Annotated in this window: 9 protein-coding genes; all 9 read left to right on the plus strand. The window is 50.9% G+C overall.

Features of this window, described 5'->3' with window-relative positions; all coding sequences use genetic code 11:
* The first annotated feature begins 50 nt into the window (after nt 1–50).
* On the plus strand, nt 51–1,583 hold the full coding sequence (locus tag DFQ00_RS15405; protein ID WP_110897373.1) for a response regulator transcription factor: 1,533 nt from the start codon (nt 51–53) through the stop codon (nt 1,581–1,583).
* Between the two features lie 146 nt (nt 1,584–1,729).
* Nucleotides 1,730–3,202, plus strand: coding sequence for an ABC transporter substrate-binding protein (locus DFQ00_RS15410; protein ID WP_110897374.1), 1,473 nt, complete (start codon nt 1,730–1,732; stop codon nt 3,200–3,202).
* A gap of 79 nt (nt 3,203–3,281) precedes the next feature.
* Nucleotides 3,282–4,211: an ABC transporter permease gene (locus DFQ00_RS15415; RefSeq protein WP_110897375.1), complete on the plus strand. Its 930-nt coding sequence runs from the start codon at nt 3,282–3,284 to the stop codon at nt 4,209–4,211.
* 25 nt (nt 4,212–4,236) lie between these two features.
* Entirely contained in the window at nt 4,237–5,157 is a 921-nt protein-coding gene (locus tag DFQ00_RS15420) for a carbohydrate ABC transporter permease (RefSeq protein WP_110897376.1), read from the plus strand.
* A gap of 33 nt (nt 5,158–5,190) precedes the next feature.
* Complete coding sequence (locus DFQ00_RS15425) at nt 5,191–7,545, plus strand: glycoside hydrolase family 3 N-terminal domain-containing protein (RefSeq protein ID WP_174812159.1); 2,355 nt, start codon at nt 5,191–5,193, stop codon at nt 7,543–7,545.
* Between the two features lie 3 nt (nt 7,546–7,548).
* Nucleotides 7,549–10,701 (plus strand): alpha-mannosidase, encoded by a 3,153-nt coding sequence (locus DFQ00_RS15430; protein ID WP_110897377.1) that lies wholly within the window; start codon nt 7,549–7,551, stop codon nt 10,699–10,701.
* Nucleotides 10,702–10,762: 61 nt separating this feature from the next.
* Nucleotides 10,763–12,082, plus strand: coding sequence for a glycoside hydrolase family 125 protein (locus DFQ00_RS15435; RefSeq protein WP_110897476.1), 1,320 nt, complete (start codon nt 10,763–10,765; stop codon nt 12,080–12,082).
* Nucleotides 12,079–15,357, plus strand: coding sequence for a beta-galactosidase (locus tag DFQ00_RS15440; RefSeq protein WP_244213857.1), 3,279 nt, complete (start codon nt 12,079–12,081; stop codon nt 15,355–15,357). Before DFQ00_RS15435 ends, DFQ00_RS15440 begins: the two co-directional genes overlap by 4 nt.
* Entirely contained in the window at nt 15,354–18,287 is a 2,934-nt protein-coding gene (locus tag DFQ00_RS15445; RefSeq protein WP_110897379.1) for an alpha-mannosidase, read from the plus strand. The genes DFQ00_RS15440 and DFQ00_RS15445 overlap by 4 nt, the downstream gene beginning before the upstream one ends.
* Nucleotides 18,288–18,294 lie beyond the last annotated feature (7 nt).

Here is an 18,294-nt window from a genome sequence, read left to right on the forward strand (position 1 = left end):
ATTCTTGAGATTTTTCCATCAATGCCATTCGGAAGGGAAGGGTGTATGACATGTACAAGGTTTTTATTGTGGACGATGAGCCGTTCATCATTGAGGGATTATACGATATTGTGGATTGGGCTGCATTTGGAATGGAAATTGTAAACCATGCGGGCAACGGACAAGCTGCTCTGCAAGCTCTTCCCTGTCAGCCGGTGGACATTCTGATAACGGATATCTCCATGCCCTTGATGAACGGACTTGAGCTCATCCGGGAAGCCCGGCGGCTGCAGCCGGAGCTGAAGGTGATTATTCTCAGTGGATTTAATGAATTTGAATATCTAAAAGAAGGCATGAAGCTGGGTATCGAAAACTACCTGCTCAAACCGATTAACGTAGACGAGCTGGAATCCACGCTTCGTAATACAGCAGCGAAGCTGGATCAGCTCGTTACACCGCGTCTGGAAGAGAAATACGGGATTCAGATATTAAAGGACAATATTCTGCATCGTTGGCTTACCGGGCAGATTGCGGCCGCGGAATTTGAGGAGCGTGCCCGGTTCATGAATCTTTCATTGGCTGCACCTTATGTTACCGTTGCCGTGCTGCGTGATCAAGGTCATAAAGGTCAGGTGCAGAGGTCGGAGCTCCTGTTTGCACAAGTTGAACAGCTGGTTGCCGAGCATCCCCACCTGAATCTCTTTCAGGATATGGATGGAGATGTCGTTGTTGTAGCCAACATAGGAGACAGTGCGGAGGAAACAGGCAGGCTGATGTCAGGCTTGCAGGAGCTGGCAGACGGACTTGCATTGACGTATCCTGATCTGCACATGGGTGCAGGCCGCCTGGTGCAAGGACTTTATCAGGCGCCGGCCAGTTACGAACAAGCCAAAAAGGCGCTCCAGTACGTAATGATCTATCCTGATCGTCGGGTGATAGATTATGCAATGCTGGACCAGCGAGGTTATGCGGGAGTGTCCTTTTTTATAGATTGGAAGGCCTACGTCAAACTCATTTTGTCCCGCAGTACGGAGCAGCTCGCGGAGCGAATCCGCACCGATTTTGAACAGCACCGTCATGAACTAACCCCCGAGCAGCTGCAAAATACAGCTCTGGAAGTGGTAATTCGTTTCAAGATGGAGCTGGAAAGCATTAAACATGCGGAGGAAACAGCAATCTATCAGCAGGGACTTCGTCTGGTGCTGGATAGCATATCCTTTGAGGAACTGGTACATGCATTGCAGCAGGTGGCGACCCGGACGGTGGAATCCCTGATTCAGGACTTGAGGAATCCCATTGTGAGTCAGGTATTGCAACACATTGAAAAGCATTATGCTGAAGAGCTTTCCTTGAAGCTGCTTGGTGCGCAGTATCATCTTCACCCCGTTTATTTGGGTCAGCTTTTTCATAAAGAGACAGGAGAAACATTTGCCGAATATATCAACAAGTACCGAATCGAGCGTGCCAAAGAGCAATTACGCACCTCCAATCTCAAGGTCCATGAGATCGCCCGGAATGTAGGGTACTGGGAGACAGGGTATTTCTATAAGCAATTCCGCAAATATGTAGGCATCTCACCGACGGACTATAAAGTGTTTGGTTGACCAGATGACATTTCTCTTTAATTTGTACCTCGAAACCTTAAGTTTATCTTCTTTTTGTAAATGCTTTCATTCGATAAGGTTAAAGCAGTTAGTTGATAACAGCAAGGGAACAAAAGAAGGAAACACAAAAAGGGAGGATCACGCAAATGAGTAAAGGCAAGAAACGTTTCTCGCTCGTTCTTTCATTGTTAATGGCTGTTACGCTTGTGCTTAGTGCATGCGGTGGCAGCAAAGAGGCTTCGGAATCCGGCGAAGCAAAGGACGATACTGTGCAGTTGATCTGGTACACCATTGGCACCCCGCAGAAGGATGTCAATAAAGTCATGGAGGAAGTTAGCAAGTACACCAAAGAGAAAATTAACGCCACTGTGACCATGAAAATGGTGGATTGGGGTGATTACCCTCAGAAGATGCAGGTGAACGTAGCATCTGGTGAACCGATGGACATTATCTTTACTTCTGCCGGAGGTTTTGACTATGTGCAAAATGCCAGAAAAGGCGCATTTCTGGAACTGGATGAATTGCTGCCCAAATACGGTCAGGACCTTACCAAAACGATAGATCCGGCTTTCCTGAGTGGTTCCAAGGTAGACGGTCACAACTACGGTATTCCTGCCAACAAGGAGCTGCCGCAGCAGGAGGTTTGGCGCTTTAACAAAACGCTGCTGGATAAATACAAACTGGATATTTCGGGTGTTCGGACGTTGGACAGTCTGGAGCCTTTGCTCAAAACGATCAAGGAAAATGAGCCAAGTGTTACCCCGTTTGCAATGGATAAAAACTACGTGCCGTATGTGCCGTATGATTATGTGATTCAGAACCTGCCGATGGCTGTAAAGCTGGACACAACCGATTACAAGATTGTGAACATTCTGGAGACACCAGAAATGAAGGAAGCGCTTACCACGATGAGCAAATATTATAAAGCCGGTTATGTGTCACCAGAAGCAGCAACAACCGGCTCTACCAACGATCTGACAACATCGGGTAACTGGTTCCTGGATCGTGCTCAGACGCAGCCGCTTGCGGACAATCAATGGTCAGCAAGTTATGGTTATCCTGTCGTATCTACCCCGGCAAGTGATGCCATTATTACAAACACATCCGTACAAGGCTCCATCATGGCGATTTCGGCCAACTCGGAATACCCGGAGAAAGCAATGGAATTCTTGAATTTGCTGAATACAGACCCTGTGTTACGCAATATGGTGGACTCAGGCATTGAGGGCACACACTACAAAAAAGTGGATGCTACGCATATGGAAAATTTGCCTGAATCAAAAAACTATGACATGCCTTCCTACTCCCTCGGAAATAACATGCTGCTCTATCTCAACAGCAAAGACCCGGATAATAAATGGGAGGAGTTCAAAAAATTCAATGCAGAAGGCGTGGACTCGCCAATCCTCAGCTTTAACTTTGATTCAAGCAAAGTATCCGCCGAACTGACAGCGGTACAGAACGTGAAAGAGCAGTATTGGGCAGCATTGATGACAGGCACAATTGACCCGGCAACCAATCTGGATCAAGTGATTGAGAAATTCAATCAGGCTGGACTGGAAAAAGTGATGGCTGAAGCCCAAAGCCAGCTGGATGCCTGGAGAGCAGAGAACAAGTAAGGATACGAGAGATGGGATCGGGCGGCTGCTTGTAGCGTTCGATCCTTTTTCATTCACAGCCTGAAGGAGGATATCCGCAATGAGTACATTTTTAAAAAATCTGATCAAAAACCGAGTCATGCTGCTCATGGTGCTGCCCGGTGCCATCTGGTTTTTCTTCTTCTCTTATCTGCCGCTGGTGGGCACCGTCGCTGCCTTTAAGCAGTATCGCTTTAGTCGTGAAGGCTTCTGGGCCAGTCTTATGAAGAGTGAATGGGTGGGTTGGGACAACTTCAAATTTCTCTTCAGTACAAATGATGCCTGGCTGATTACACGCAATACCCTTTTTTATAACATTGCCATCATTTTTCTGGGTCTGGTTTTTGCCGTTGGACTCGCGATTCTGCTCTCCGAGCTGATTAACAAGCGTCTTGCCAAGCTGTATCAAACCGGGATGTTTCTGCCTTACTTTCTGTCCTGGGTTATCGTCGGTTACTTTGTATTCAGCTTCCTGAGCATGGATCGCGGTATGCTGAATCAGATCATTGGGTGGTTCGGGTTCGAACCGATCCAGTGGTATTCGGAGGCCAAGTATTGGCCATACATTCTGATTTTTGTTGCGTTGTGGAAAACGATTGGATACAACAGCATCGTCTACCTTGCCTCTATTCTGGGCATCGACAAGTCGCTGTATGAAGCCGCCATGATTGATGGTGCGAGCAAATGGCAGCAGATTCGCAACATTACTTTACCGCTGCTGTCTCCCATCATTACGATAATGACCTTGCTGGCCGTGGGCCGCATTTTCTATGCTGACTTTGGTCTTTTCTATCAAGTGCCGAGAGATTCGGGGACACTGTATTCCGTTACAAATGTAATTGATACGTATGTCTATCGGGGTCTGAAAACAAGCGGCGAGATCGGCATGAGCACAGCAGCAGGTTTGTATCAATCGGTTGTAGGTTTTGTGCTCGTCATCATCTCGAACTATGTAGTTCGCAAAATAGATAAAGACAGCAGCTTATTCTAGGATAACGAGAAAGGAGCGAACCTCTGTGGCTCAAGTTAGGCTTGTCAAAAAACGTGACTTCCACCACGTATCCGCTGGCTGGAACGTGTTTATGAATATCATTGCCGGATTGTTTGCATTGATCTGTGTATTTCCCTTTATTTTTGTCGTCATTATCTCTTTTACGGACGAAAAGGTGCTGGCTCGCGACGGGTATCGCCTGATCCCGGCGGAATGGAGCCTCGCGGCTTATCAGTTTGTCTGGCAAAGCGGGGATACCCTGCTGCGAGCGTACGGGGTGACTATTCTTGTCACCGTGCTGGGTACCATTATCAGCCTGATTCTGATGTCACTCTATGCCTATGCAATCTCTCGCAAGAGCTTTCGTTATCGAAGATTTTTCTCCATCTTTGCCATTCTGACGATGCTGTTCAATGGAGGCATGATCCCGACGTATATGGTTGTATCCCAATTGCTAGGCATGAAGGATACCATCTGGGCTTTGATTCTGCCGCTGGCGATGAATGCCTTCTACATTATGATTCTGCGTACATTTTATTCGACGAGTGTACCGGATGCCATTATTGAATCCGCGAGAATTGATGGTGCCGGAGAATTTTATACGTTTCTGAAAATCGTCATTCCGTTGTCTCTTCCCGGTCTGGCAACCATCGGTCTGTTCAGTACGCTGGGCTATTGGAACGACTGGTTTAATGCCCTGTTATACATTGATAATCCGAATCTGGTACCGCTGCAGTCCATGCTGATGCGAATCGAGTCGAGCATTCAATTCATTCAGCAGAACTCAGCCAACAGCTCCATGAGCCTGGCAGCTATGCAATCCATTCCGCAGGATACGTCCCGCATGGCGATGGTTGTGCTGGCAACGCTGCCGATTATATTCGCATATCCGTTCTTCCAGCGTTATTTTGTGCAGGGACTTACGGTGGGTGCGGTCAAAGAATAATTGGATTCCTCTACAGGATTGGAGAGTTACACAATGATGATATATAAGGATACAAGCAAATCCATCCCAGAACGCGTGGAGCATCTGTTAAGCCTGATGACCACGGAGGAAAAGGCGGGACAGCTTGCACAGCCCTTCGGCTGGCAAGCATACAGCAATGATCGGGGGCATATTACGCTGACCGAAGCCTTCAAGACACAGGTGGAGGAGGGAGGCATGGGAGCGTTATACGGTACGCTGAGAGCGGATCCGTGGACCGGGGTCACTCTGGAGAATGGCTTGTCTGCCAAGGAGGGAGCAGAGGCTGTCAACCTGATTCAGCGTTATGCGGTGGAGCATTCCAGACTGGGCATTCCGATTCTGATTGGAGAGGAATGCTCGCATGGACATATGGCGATAGACGGAACGGTTTTTCCGGTTCCCCTGCTGCTTGGCAGCAGCTGGAATGTTGAACTGTACAAGACGATGTGCCGGGCGGTTGCGCGGGAAACCAGGGCACAAGGCGGAGCGGTCACCTATTCGCCTGTGCTGGATGTTGTAAGGGACCCCAGATGGGGACGTACGGAGGAATGCTTTGGCGAAGACCCCTATCTCATCGGTGAGCTTGCCGCTGCATCGGTAGAAGGGCTACAGGGAGAGCGGCTTGACTCTACCGATACGGTAGCTGCTACACTGAAGCATTTTGTTGGATATGGAAGCTCGGAGGGGGGACGTAATGCAGGGCCTGTGCATATGGGCTGGCGCGAGCTGCTGGAAGTGGATCTGTACCCTTTCCGTAAAGCAGTTCAAGCTGGTGCAGCGTCTATCATGCCGGCCTACAACGAAATTGATGGCACGCCATGCACTGTAAATGAGGAGCTACTGGACAGCGTTTTGCGGCAAGAGTGGGGCTTTGACGGTCTGATCATCACAGATTGCGGAGCGATTGACATGCTGGCCAGCGGGCATGATGTTGCCGTGGATGGTCTGGACGCAACGGTTCAGGCGATTCAGGCTGGCATTGATATGGAGATGTCGGGTGTAATGTTCTCTCGTTATCTGGTACAGGCGGTGGAGGAAGGCAGACTGGGGATGGAGGTGCTGGATCAGGCGGTGCGCCGTGTGCTGGCCTTGAAGTTCCGGCTGGGACTGTTCGAGCGGCCATATGTGGAGGCAGAACGGGCGGCAGAAGTAATCGGCAGCAGGCAGCATAAGGAGCTGGCACGCCAATTGGCTGGAGAAGGTGTAATTTTGCTTAAAAATGAAGCAGCTTGCCTGCCGTTGTCGATACCCGCTGCAGGGCGTATTGCTGTCATTGGCCCCAATGCTGATCATGCCTATAATCAGCTTGGCGATTATACCTCTCCACAGCCGAGGGTGAAGGTGGTTACAGTGCTGGACGGCATCCGCAGGAAGCTGGCTGACTTTGCAAGCGATGGGCATGGGGACATTGTAGGCGGAAACCAGACTCATGCTGAGCAAGAGCAAATTCTGTATGCGCCGGGCTGCCGGATTAAAGGTGACTCGAAGGAAGGCTTCGAGCGAGCCATTGAAGCCGCATGTCAGGCAGATACGGTCATTATGGTGATGGGGGGCTCCAGTGCCCGTGACTTTGGAGAAGGCACGATTGATCTGAGAACAGGTGCCTCCAACGTATCCGATCATTCATGGAATGACATGGAGTGTGGCGAGGGCATAGATCGGATGACACTGGGACTTGCCGGTGTGCAGCTGGAACTGCTGCAGGAAATTCACAAGCTGGGCAAAAAGCTGATTGTGGTCTATATCAATGGACGTCCTATTGCAGAGCCTTGGGTGGATGAGCATGCCGATGCCATTCTGGAGGCCTGGTATCCGGGTCAGGAGGGCGGGCATGCCATTGCAGATATACTGTTCGGTGATGTGAATCCGTCGGGACGGTTAACGATCTCCATTCCGAAGCATGTCGGTCAGCTGCCCGTCTATTACAACGGGAAACGATCACGGGGCAAACGGTATCTTGAAGAGGACCTGGAACCGCAATACGTGTTCGGATATGGGCTTAGTTACACTACGTTTGAATACAGTGTGCCCCGGCTTGACCGTGCATCCATGACCCCGGAAGAATTCGTGACCGTATCCGTGGAGGTAACCAATACAGGTGCTTGCAGCGGTGCAGAGGTTGTGCAGCTGTATATTACGGATGTGAACAGCCAGCTGACACGTCCGGCCAAGGAATTGAAGGCATTTTCCAAAATCAGGCTGGAGCCTGGAGAAACTCGCACGGCAACATTCCAGATCGGGGCAGAGCAGCTGCAATATATTGGTCGTGATCTGAAAGCGGTAGTGGAGCCGGGGCAATTCCGTCTTCATGTGGGACGTCATGTGAATGATACCCAGTGGGTTGAACTGATGGTAGAGGAGGCCTGACTGATGGAACGAATCAGGCGGTTTATCCGGGAATTGTCGGAGCAGCAGTGGCTGGAGCAGCAGCAGCTTCGAAGCTGGGACATTACTCGCGCTTATTATAGTATGCCGGGAGAATATGAGGATTATGGGCATTACCCGGAAGGGCATGATTTTGAACGTTTTCCGAGTACACAGGGGAATACCTATTTTTTCAGAACGGAGCTGGAGGTTCCGAATTCGTGGCAGCATGCGCCGTACGGACTGATATTTAATTCCGGGGGAGAAGGGTTGTTACGTGTGAATGGTCACTCTTATCAGGGACTGGATCGCAACCATACGTATGTCACACTTGATCCAGCGAGCGTGGGTGTTCGTCCGCAATTAGAGATTGAATTATTTGATCCGGTGCCGGAGCCTGTGGACCCGCTGAATCAACAGGCGGTCATTCAGCCGCCGATCACCTCCATCCTGAGCTTGCTGGTCAGACCTAACGAGGCTGTGCGCAGTCTGATGCATACGGTGACGATGGTCAGGGATGCAGCAGCATTGCTGCCAGAGAGTGACTTGAGGCAAGTGAGATTGGTGGAAGCGATCCATCAGGCGATGGACCAATACGCAGGCATGAGCTTGGAAGAGATCAGGCAGGAGGCGGACATCCGTCGGCTGGAGGAACGTTTGAAAAGGCGTACACGCGAGATTGGCGGTAATGCTGAAGGGCTCGAGCATATGGTGGGCCAGTCACATATTGATATCGCCTGGCTATGGCCTGTGCGGGAAACGGTTCGTAAAACGAGCCGTACCTTCTCTACGGTAGACGCACTGATGAACGAGTATCCGCATTATGTGTATTCCCAAAGTCAGCCGCTGCTGTATGCCTTTTTGAAGGAGAATGATCCTGAGCTGTACGCTCGGGTAAAAAAGCGTATTGCAGAAGGACGCTGGGAACTCGTTGGCGGCATGTGGGTTGAACCGGATCTGAACATTCCGAGCGGGGAGTCCCTGATTCGGCAGATGTTATACGGTCAGCGCTTCTATAGGGAAGAATTCGGCATAGTCTCCCGGATTGAATGGCTTCCCGACACATTTGGCTATTGCGCATCGCTTCCTCAGATTCTGAAGCATGGCAATGTGGATTATTTTATGACAACGAAGCTGGGATGGAATGATACAAATGTATTCCCGTATGATCTGTTTCACTGGGTAGGCATCGACGGTACCTCAATGCTGTCTTATCTCAATCATGGTGTGAATGAGCATACGCTGCCCAAGGATATCAATGATCACTGGCAGTCTTACCGTCAGAAGGCAACCCATCCCGAGCAGATGCTGCTCTACGGACATGGAGACGGAGGCGGCGGAGTAACTCGCGAAATGCTGGAGTATATCGACCGTTCCGAGCTGATGGTTGGACAGCCCGAGAGTCGATACAGCACAGCAGGAGCCTTCTTTGCCCGAATTGAAGCAGCACAGCCGCAACTGCCCAAGTGGCACGGAGATCTGTATCTGGAGCTGCATCGGGGCACATATACTACCCACGCGCGCAACAAGCGAAGCAATCGGAAAGCGGAGGTGTTGTATCGTGAAGCCGAGCTCTGGAGCACACTTGCTCACCCTGGGATGAAGGCCGAGACTCAATCCGAGCTGCATCATGCGCTTCATGCAGGCTGGAAGCTGATTCTGCTGAATCAATTCCACGATATTATTCCAGGGTCTGCCATCACCGAGTCGTATATCACCTCCAGCAAGGAGTATGAGGATGTGTTCCAGCAGGGCAGGTTCGTGTTGGAACAGAGTGCTGCCCGCCTGGCTGAACAGGTGCAGATACAGGGCGCGGAAGATTCGTCCATGTACATGGTTCTGAACAGCTTGGGCTGGAAACGCAGTGCGGTGATCCACATTCCTGCGAGGGGCGAGTCTGCTTGCTATGCCGTGGATGAAACAGGTCAACACTTGCTGGTGGACCCTGAAGGAGATGGCTGGTCTATTCTTGTGAAGGACATTCCCGCCTTCGGATACAGGACGATCTGGCTGATGCCTGAACCTCATCCAGCAGCTGCCATTGCAAGCCTAGAGAGTGCGCCCATTTTCAATGATACGTGGGATACCGCATATTATCATGTGCAGTTTAACGAACGAGGGGAAATGACTCGAATATGGGATAAAACCTCGGAGCGAGATGTATTAAAGCCGGATGAGCCAGGCAATCAGTTTCACTTTTTTCACGACCGTCCGACGCTGTGGGATGCATGGGACATCGACGATCGTTACGAGCAACAGACTGCCGGTGAAGTTCAGCTTCTGGAGAAAAGCCTGGTGCTTGCAGGAAGGACGAAGGATGTTCTGCGTTTCCGCTGGCAGCTTCATCAATCGGAGCTTACACAGGATATCATTTTTTATCATGATTCACGACGGATTGACTTCAAGACGCATGTGGACTGGCATGAGCATCACAAGCTGCTGAAGGTCGGTTTTCCAATAGATGTAGTGACCACCAAAGCGACCTACGAAATTCCGTTTGGTGCTCTGGAACGTGTGACACATCGCAATACGAGCTGGGAGCAGGCCCAGTATGAAGTCTGTGGGCATCGGTTTGCAGACGTTTCCGAACACGGCTACGGCGTAAGCTTGCTTAACGATTGCAAATATGGATATGACGTGCAGGGAAGCACCATTCGCTTATCTTTGCTGCGTGCCTCCAAATGGCCTGACCGCACGGCTGATCAGGGAGAACATGAATTCACATATTCCCTGTACCCGCACAATGGCGACTGGCGAGAGGCGCACACGGTACGGCATGCAGCGGAACTGAATCATGAAGGGCTTGTGCAGGAGATCATCCAGCAGAAACATGACATTCCACGATGGCGATCAAACGAAGGCGAGAACGAGTGTGCTCTCACCCGCTCGCTTCCAGCTACAGGAGCATGGATCACCTTCGACAGTGAGCATGTCATTCTGGATACAGTCAAGCGGGCAGAAGATGGTCAGGGGACTGTGCTTCGTTTCTATGAGTCTTCAGGTAAACGTGAACGCATAACCTTGAAGTGGCCGCATGCCTTCGAACAGGCGTATCACTCTAATGCACTGGAGGATGAGGGCGAGCTGCTTGGCAGCAACGGCGGCGAGTTTACTCTGTTCTTCAGACCCTACCAGATTCAGACCGTATTACTACGGTAAACCTTGTCACAATGCTTCGGAAACATATCCCATCAAACCAGTTTAAGGAGTGCACTTATCTATGGAACAATTCCGTTTACCCAAAATACCGATGCCGCCAGTCCCTTTACCACGATCCATTAAGGCTGTGCTTGCTGAGGCAGAAGAGAAGCTGGTTCATCGGCCCAAGCTGCTTCAATTATTTAAAAACTGCTTCCCCAATACTCTTGAGACGACCACCAAGCTTATGCAGGATGGTACTACCTTTGTCATTACGGGGGATATCCCGGCCTCTTGGCTAAGAGACTCCGTAGAGCAAGTTGTTCATTATATTCCGTTCGCCAGAGAGGATGAAGAGCTGCAACGAATCATTGGCGGATTAATTAAACGACATATTCAGTATGTGCATATTGACCCGTATGCCAATGCGTTCAACGAAAATGCGAACGACTGGCACTGGAATACAACAGATGAAACCGAGATGTCCCCTTGGGTATGGGAGCGCAAATTCGAGCTTGACTCGCTCTGCTTTGTGATCCGGCTGGCCTACTTATACTGGAAAGAAACCGAATTGACTGATATTTTTGATCACAGCTTCAAGGCAGCGATGCGTATCATCGTGAATTTGTTCAAGGTCGAACAGCATCATCAGGAGCAGTCGCCGTACCGCTTCACCCGCAATAACGGGATCGCAACCGATTCGCTGCGCAATCATGGCATGGGCATGCCTGTCAATTATACGGGGATGATCTGGTCGGGCTTCCGCTCCAGCGATGATGCCTGTGATTTTCACTACAACATTCCGGGCAATATGTTTGCTGTAGTGGCATTGCGCCAGATGCAGGAGTTTGCGGAGTGGGTGTTCCGGGATATGGAGCTGCTGCGGGAGCTCAAAGAGCTGGAGCAGGATGTGCATCACGGCATTCAGCTATACGGCATCTATCGTCACCCTGAATTTGGACCGATCTATGCGTACGAGACCGACGGATATGGCAACTATTGTCTTATGGATGATGCAGGTACACCGGGACTGATGTCGATTCCTTATCTGGGATATGTAACGGCGGATGATCCCATCTATCAAAATACGCGCCGCTTTGCACTGAGCAAGGAGAATCCGTTCTACTATGAGGGAAAGGCCGCCAAAGGAATCGGAAGCCCGCATACGCCGCCGGATTACATCTGGCATATGGGCTTGTCGATGCAGGGCCTTACTGCACAATCGGCTGAGGAGAAGCTGGAGATCATTCGTATGCTCGAAGCGACCGATGCAGACACAGGTTATATGCATGAAGGCTTTCATGCAGATGATCCCACCCTGTTTACGCGAAAATGGTTCGCCTGGTCGAACAGCTTGTTCTCCCAACTGGTCTACAAGGCGATGAAGGATGGCCTGTTATGAGTATGGTTGCGGCGCAAGAGAGTAAGCTGATTCTGTTCTATGATCCTATCTTTCCCATCGAAGGGCAGCGTCCCTCAAGTCAGAACTTGGAAGTCTGGAAGTCTATGGAGAATATTCTGATGACGGACGCAGACGGATTGTCTGCTGCATTGCAGGAGGCTGGAGGCGAGGGATGCCTCATCAGTCTGCATGCCCCTTATTTTCCGAAACCGGCGTGGACAGCCATTTTAGATTATTTGCATCAGGGGGGCGGCCTGCTCAGTATCGGTGGCGCTCCCTTCAAACGACCCGTACGTGCAGCCGGAGAGGGATGGAGCGTTGAGTCAGAGCAGACGGCCTATCATCAGGAACTGTATATTCATGAAATGCTCAGCGTATCCTCGGTGGATGTGCAGTCCTATGTTTCCTCCGAATGCATTCCGTTATTTGCAGGCACAGAAACGCTTTTTGAGGCTGCGGATACATGGAATCTGGTGCCTCATACGACCAGGGCAAGTGACCTGCCTCACCAGATGGGCTCAGCCGGTCCAATGAGCACACAGATTCATGCGATGCTGAAAGGCATCAACAAGGATGGGCGAAGCACCACCGCTCCTATTGTTCTCTGGGAGAACTCGCGCGGCACCTTTGGCGGTTCCCGCTGGTTATTTGTTAATTTGTCGTTAACACCGTTCTTCTGGACACAAAACGGTGCGGCCGAGATTGCAAAATGGGGCGAATTCTGCGCTCAGGGCGTAACCGAGCTGTCGCTAAAACCGAACTATGCAGCCTATGAACCGGGGGAACAGGCAGTGCTGACCCTGCAGGGGCAAATATTGACGCGGACAGGCTATAGACGCAGCACAGCGGAAAAATGGACGTTTGAATTCAACATTGAACGGGAAAATCGTCTCCGTGACAGCATGGAGCCTGTGTGGAGTCACAAGCTGGAGATACAGATTTCGGGAGAGCAGCAGATTGTTCGTTTGGCAATGCCGGAGCCTGTGAAGTCAGGACTGTACCGAATTGTATGCCGGGCAGAGGGGCCAGGCGGCGAGATTCGTATTCTGCGGCAAGGGTTCTGGGGGCAGGATGCGGCATGGCTTGCAGCAGGGGAAGTAATCACCCGCAGCAGGGATTATTTTATCAAAGAGGGGCGCCCGTTGCCCGTTGTAGGCATGACGTACATGACCTCGGATGTCGCGCGCAAGTTTTTGTTCCTGCCCAACGCCGATGTGTGGGACCGGGATATGGCGCAGATGGCGAAGGCCGGGATTAACTGGATTCGTACCGGGATTTGGACAGCGTATCGCAATATGATGCAGGTGGATGGTCATATGGCGGAAGATGTGCTTCGTGCCATTGATGCGTTCTTTTTGACGGCAAAACGGCACGGGCTTCAGGTAACGTTTACGTTCTTCTCTTTTACACCAGAGACCTGGGAGGGCAGTAATCCCTATCTGGACCCGCAGAGTGTGGAGGCGCAAAAACGATTCATTCGCAGTATTGTCAGCCGACATATACACAGCACTCATGTGGATTGGGATCTCATTAATGAACCGTCGATGTTTGATCCGGCTCGGATTTTCTCCAACGGTCCACGTTCGGCAAGAGACAGCTATGAGCAGCAGGCTTTTGTCAGCTGGCTTCAGCAGCGTCATGCGTCGATTGAAGTGCTTCAGGAAGCATGGAACATGTCGCCGGCACAGCTCCCGAACTTCGCGGCGGCGGTCATTCCCGAACCGGAAGAGATTAATTTTGATGTGCAGGATATGCACAAAGCCAAAAAAGGCACGCGCTGGCTGGATTATTGCCTGTTTTCCATGGAGATGCACAATGTGTGGGTTCGCGAATTGGCGGGTACGATCAAAAATCTGGTTCCTGATCATCTGGTTACTGTTGGACAGGACGAAGCGCTGGGTGCCCAGCGTCCATCCCCGTTTTTCTATGAGCGCGAAGTGGATTATACCACTGTACACTCCTGGTGGCTGAATGATGATTTGCTGTGGGATGGCATTTTTGCCAAAACACCGTATAAGCCGAATTTGATTCAGGAAACCGGGATTATGTATGTGGAAACGCCAGATGGACGTGCCAAGCGCACGGAGGCTGAACTGCACAGCATACTGGAGCGCAAATATGCTTATGCTTTTGCGACAGGCGGTGCGGGTGCGGTGCAGTGGATCTGGAATACCAACTACTATATGGATAACGCCAATGAATCCCATATCGGGGCGCTGCGTGCAGATGGTACGGAGAAGCCGGAAGCGAACGTATCGTATGATTTTGGTCGTTTTATGAAGGAGACACGAGATCTGTTCGAAGACAGGGAACTGGAGCAGATTGCTGTCGTATTTCCGTATTCTAATGATTTCTCCAACCGTTCGCTGGCATATGAAGCTACAACCAGGCTGACGCGAGTGCTCTCCTATGAGGTGAAGCTTCCGTTTCGTGCACTGTCGGAGTATCATCTGGATTCACTGGAGCAGCAGCCGCCCAAGCTGATCATCGTGCCCAGTCCACATAATCTCGAGGAGGCTGCCTTTCAGCGGCTGATTGAATTTACGGAACGGCAGGGTGCAAGTCTGCTGATTACCGGTCCGCTTGGACTGGATGCATACTGGAAAGCGAGCGGCAGAGCAGATATGCTGGTCGGCAAACGAAATCTGGTTAACGTGCAGCGTGAAGAGATGCTGCATATTAACGGGGTAAACCATCGCGTGACTTATGGCAAACGGCGTATTGCCGAAGTGAGTAAGGAAAGTCCAGTATATCCGGCTGATGCTTCCTCCAGATGCCTTCAGTCATCCGCTTCCTTTGACCCTGAAGTGGGCGGTACAGCCCATACATCGCAGATACCGGAAAGTGCTGAGACAGATGGCTTAACCGTCATAACACTGGGAAAAGGCCGATTGATCTGGACCCCGTTGCCGCTGGAATTGAATGGCCGGGATGAGCCGCTTGCGGCGCTGTATCGGTATGCCGCAGAAGCAGCTGGTGTGGAGCAGGAGCTGGAATGGTTATCCGGTGGAGACAATGCCGGAGTTTATGGGCGGAAGCTTCATTTTCCAAAGGGAAGCTTGTATATTTTCGTATCGGAATATGGCTGGCATCAGAAGGTACAAATTAGAGATCAACGCACAGGCACAGCGTATTCCTTTGAACTCCAGAGCAATCGCTCGGTGCTGTTTGCGACAGATGTCTCAGGCAAGCTGCATGCGGTATATCGCCCGGACGAAGTAGAAATAGAAGTAGAGAATGCACAACAAGATGAACGAGGGGGGATGACACCATGACCCAACGAACAACAATTCCAGCATCAGGTAAGGGCGAAACCGGAACGAAAACCAAAAGAGCACATATTATCTCCCACACACATTGGGACAGGGAATGGTATTTGCCGTATGAGAAGCATCATATGCGTCTGGTGAAGCTGGTGGATTCACTGCTGGATCAGCTTGATAAGAGACCGGATTACCATAGCTTTTATCTGGATGGACAGACCATTATCATTGAGGATTATCTTCAGGTTCGTCCCGAGCAGAAGCAGCGGCTGGAGAAGTATATTCGAAGCGGGCGTATCGTCATTGGTCCATGGTACATTTTGCAGGATGCGTTCCTGACAAGCGGCGAAGCCAATGTGCGTAATATGCAGGTAGGTCACCGCGATGCGAAGCGTTACGGTACTCCGGCGAAAATCGGTTATTTTCCCGACACCTTTGGTCTGGTAGGACAGACCCCGCAGTTGATGCTGCAATCCGGTATAGACAATGTGTTCTTTGGGCGAGGTGTCAAGCCTACCGGTTTTAATAACACGGTGTCGGATGACGGGTACGAATCCAGCTATTCCGAGCTAATCTGGGAGGGGCCGGATGGCTCGAAGGTGCTAGGTGTGCTGTTTGCCAACTGGTATTCCAATGGCAATGAGGTTCCGGCAGACAAAGCTGCGGCACAGGCATTTTGGGAAAAGAAACTGGCGGATGCCGAGAAGTACGCCTCCACTTCGGAATTGCTGTTTATGAACGGCTGTGATCATCAGCCGATCCAGCGAGACCTGCCACAAGCAATCCGCACAGCGGAGCAGCTGTTCCCTGAGGTAGAGTTTGTACACTCCAACTTTCCAGAATATTTGCATGCCCTTAGAGCCTCGTGCACACAGGAGCTGTCTACGATCAGAGGTGAGCTGCGCAGCCAGCGGACGGATGGCTGGGGTACGCTGGTGAATACAGCTTCAGCCCGTGTATACCTGAAACAGATGAACCAGCATGGCCAGGTGCTGCTTGAGAAGGTAGCCGAACCACTCGCAGCGATTGCTCATCTGCTCGGCCATGCATATCCACATGATCAGCTGACGTATGCATGGAAAACGCTGATGCAGAATCATCCGCACGACAGCATTTGTGGGTGCAGTGTGGATGAAGTGCATCGCGAGATGGTCACCCGTTTCGAGAAAAGCCGTCATACAGCGGAAGCGATGATTGAGGAAAGTACGGGACAAATAACGAGTGTAGTGGACACGTCCATTTTCGATTCATATGGCGAAGAAGTGCGTCCATTAGTCGTATTTAATACAACAGGCTGGGAACGAAGCGGGATAGTGCACCTTGAATTGGATGCCGCGCGTCTGTATTTCCGTGAAGGCTTCTCGCTGGAAGAGATGGCCGAGCGTATGACCCGCGTTGATCTGTCTGGACGAGTGCTGGTGGATGATTCAGGGGAGCAGGTGTCCTGCACCGTAGAGGACCTGGGTCTGCAATTTGGATACGACCTGCCGGATAATCGCTTTCGTCAGCCTTACAGCTGTCGCCGGGTCAGAGTCACCTTCGAGGCTCAGCGTGTGCCTGCACTGGGCTGGAAGGCATATGCCTGGGTTCCACTTGCAGCACTCACGGATGTGACCCTCTCGGACGAAGCAGCAGCCAGTCCCCCTGAAGTGTCCGCTGTGAAGAACAACGGAGTGAACCAAGGATATAATCATGCAGATCCTATACAATCATACAGGGAGCCTGAGAATTCTCTGGTGTTAACCGGCGAACGTGGCATGGAAAATAAATATTTGCGTGTGCAGATTGCGGACAATGGCTCATTCACGGTCACCGACAAACAAACAGGCCGGATGTACAGTGATCTTGGTATGTATGAGAATGTTGGTGATATCGGCAATGAATACATGTTCAAACAGCCGCAGCATGATACGGCAAGGACCACCAAAGAGCTGAAGGCGGCTATCCGGCTCCTGCAAAGCAATGACTATGTGGTTTCATTCGAGATCATTCATCATTGGTCTATTCCGATCTCGGCGGATGAACAGCTGGATCGGGAGCAGCGTGAACTGGTCTATTATCCACATCGTCAGGCCCGGCGTTCACAGGAACTGGTGACAATGCGCATACGGACGGTCGTTTCGTTAAGCTACAGCGGCAGAGGGGTGGAGGTCGAATCATCATTTGATAACAAGGCCAGAGATCATCGAGTTCGAATGTTGTTCCCGACCGATCTGCAAACTGATGTGCATTATGCAGACTCCATGTTTGAAATTGCCAGACGGGATAACGCACCTGCACCCGAGTGGCAGAATCCGAGTAATACACAGCATCAGCAAAGCTTCGTTGATGTATGTGAGGACAAGGCTGGACTCGTTATTGCCAATCGCGGTCTGAATGAATATGAAGTGCTTCAGGATGGACGCAATACCATTGCGGTTACGCTGCTTCGTGCCGTAGGCGAGCTTGGGGATTGGGGGCTGTTTCCAACCCCGGAAGCACAATGTCTTGGAGCGCATACGTTCCACATGCAGGTGATTCCCCATGATGGCCATGGAAGCAGGTCAGGTGCATACAAGGAGGCTTACCAATTCCAGGTGCCATGGACGCTGGTACAAACGGAAGCACACCCTGGATATCTTCCTCCTGTCAGCACACTGCTCGCTTGGAAAGGGGAAGACGTTGCTTTTTCTTCCTTAAAAGTTAACGAAGATTCGGGTGATCTCATGCTGCGCTGGTTTAATATGGGCACTGGACAAACAGCCATAAAGCTGGCTGCAACACAGTCTAATCCTAAAAAGTTTACCGCAGCCTATCAGAGCAACATTCTGGAGGAAGAGGGAGAACAGCATCAGCCGTGTTCATATGAAAAAAATCCGTCTCCGTTATCTTTTGCAAGTGAGGGGTGGAGCATACCCGTATCAGCCTGTGAGATTGTAACGGCGGGTTTGCGCCAAGCGTAAGGCTTCG

Source organism: Paenibacillus barcinonensis, from assembly GCF_003217495.1.
In the GTDB taxonomy this organism is placed as follows: Bacteria; Bacillota; Bacilli; order Paenibacillales; family Paenibacillaceae; genus Paenibacillus; species Paenibacillus barcinonensis.

Bases quoted from the DNA above. Each gene is read 5' to 3' on its own strand.
- DFQ00_RS15405 (WP_110897373.1), top strand. From the start codon at position 51: ATGTACAAGGTTTTTATTGTGGACGATGAGCCGTTCATCATTGAGGGA.
- DFQ00_RS15410 (WP_110897374.1), top strand. From the start codon at position 1,730: ATGAGTAAAGGCAAGAAACGTTTCTCGCTCGTTCTTTCATTGTTAATG.
- DFQ00_RS15415 (WP_110897375.1), top strand. From the start codon at position 3,282: ATGAGTACATTTTTAAAAAATCTGATCAAAAACCGAGTCATGCTGCTC.
- DFQ00_RS15425 (WP_174812159.1), top strand. From the start codon at position 5,191: ATGATGATATATAAGGATACAAGCAAATCCATCCCAGAACGCGTGGAG.
- DFQ00_RS15430 (WP_110897377.1), top strand. From the start codon at position 7,549: ATGGAACGAATCAGGCGGTTTATCCGGGAATTGTCGGAGCAGCAGTGG.
- DFQ00_RS15435 (WP_110897476.1), top strand. From the start codon at position 10,763: ATGGAACAATTCCGTTTACCCAAAATACCGATGCCGCCAGTCCCTTTA.
- DFQ00_RS15440 (WP_244213857.1), top strand. From the start codon at position 12,079: ATGAGTATGGTTGCGGCGCAAGAGAGTAAGCTGATTCTGTTCTATGAT.
- DFQ00_RS15445 (WP_110897379.1), top strand. From the start codon at position 15,354: ATGACCCAACGAACAACAATTCCAGCATCAGGTAAGGGCGAAACCGGA.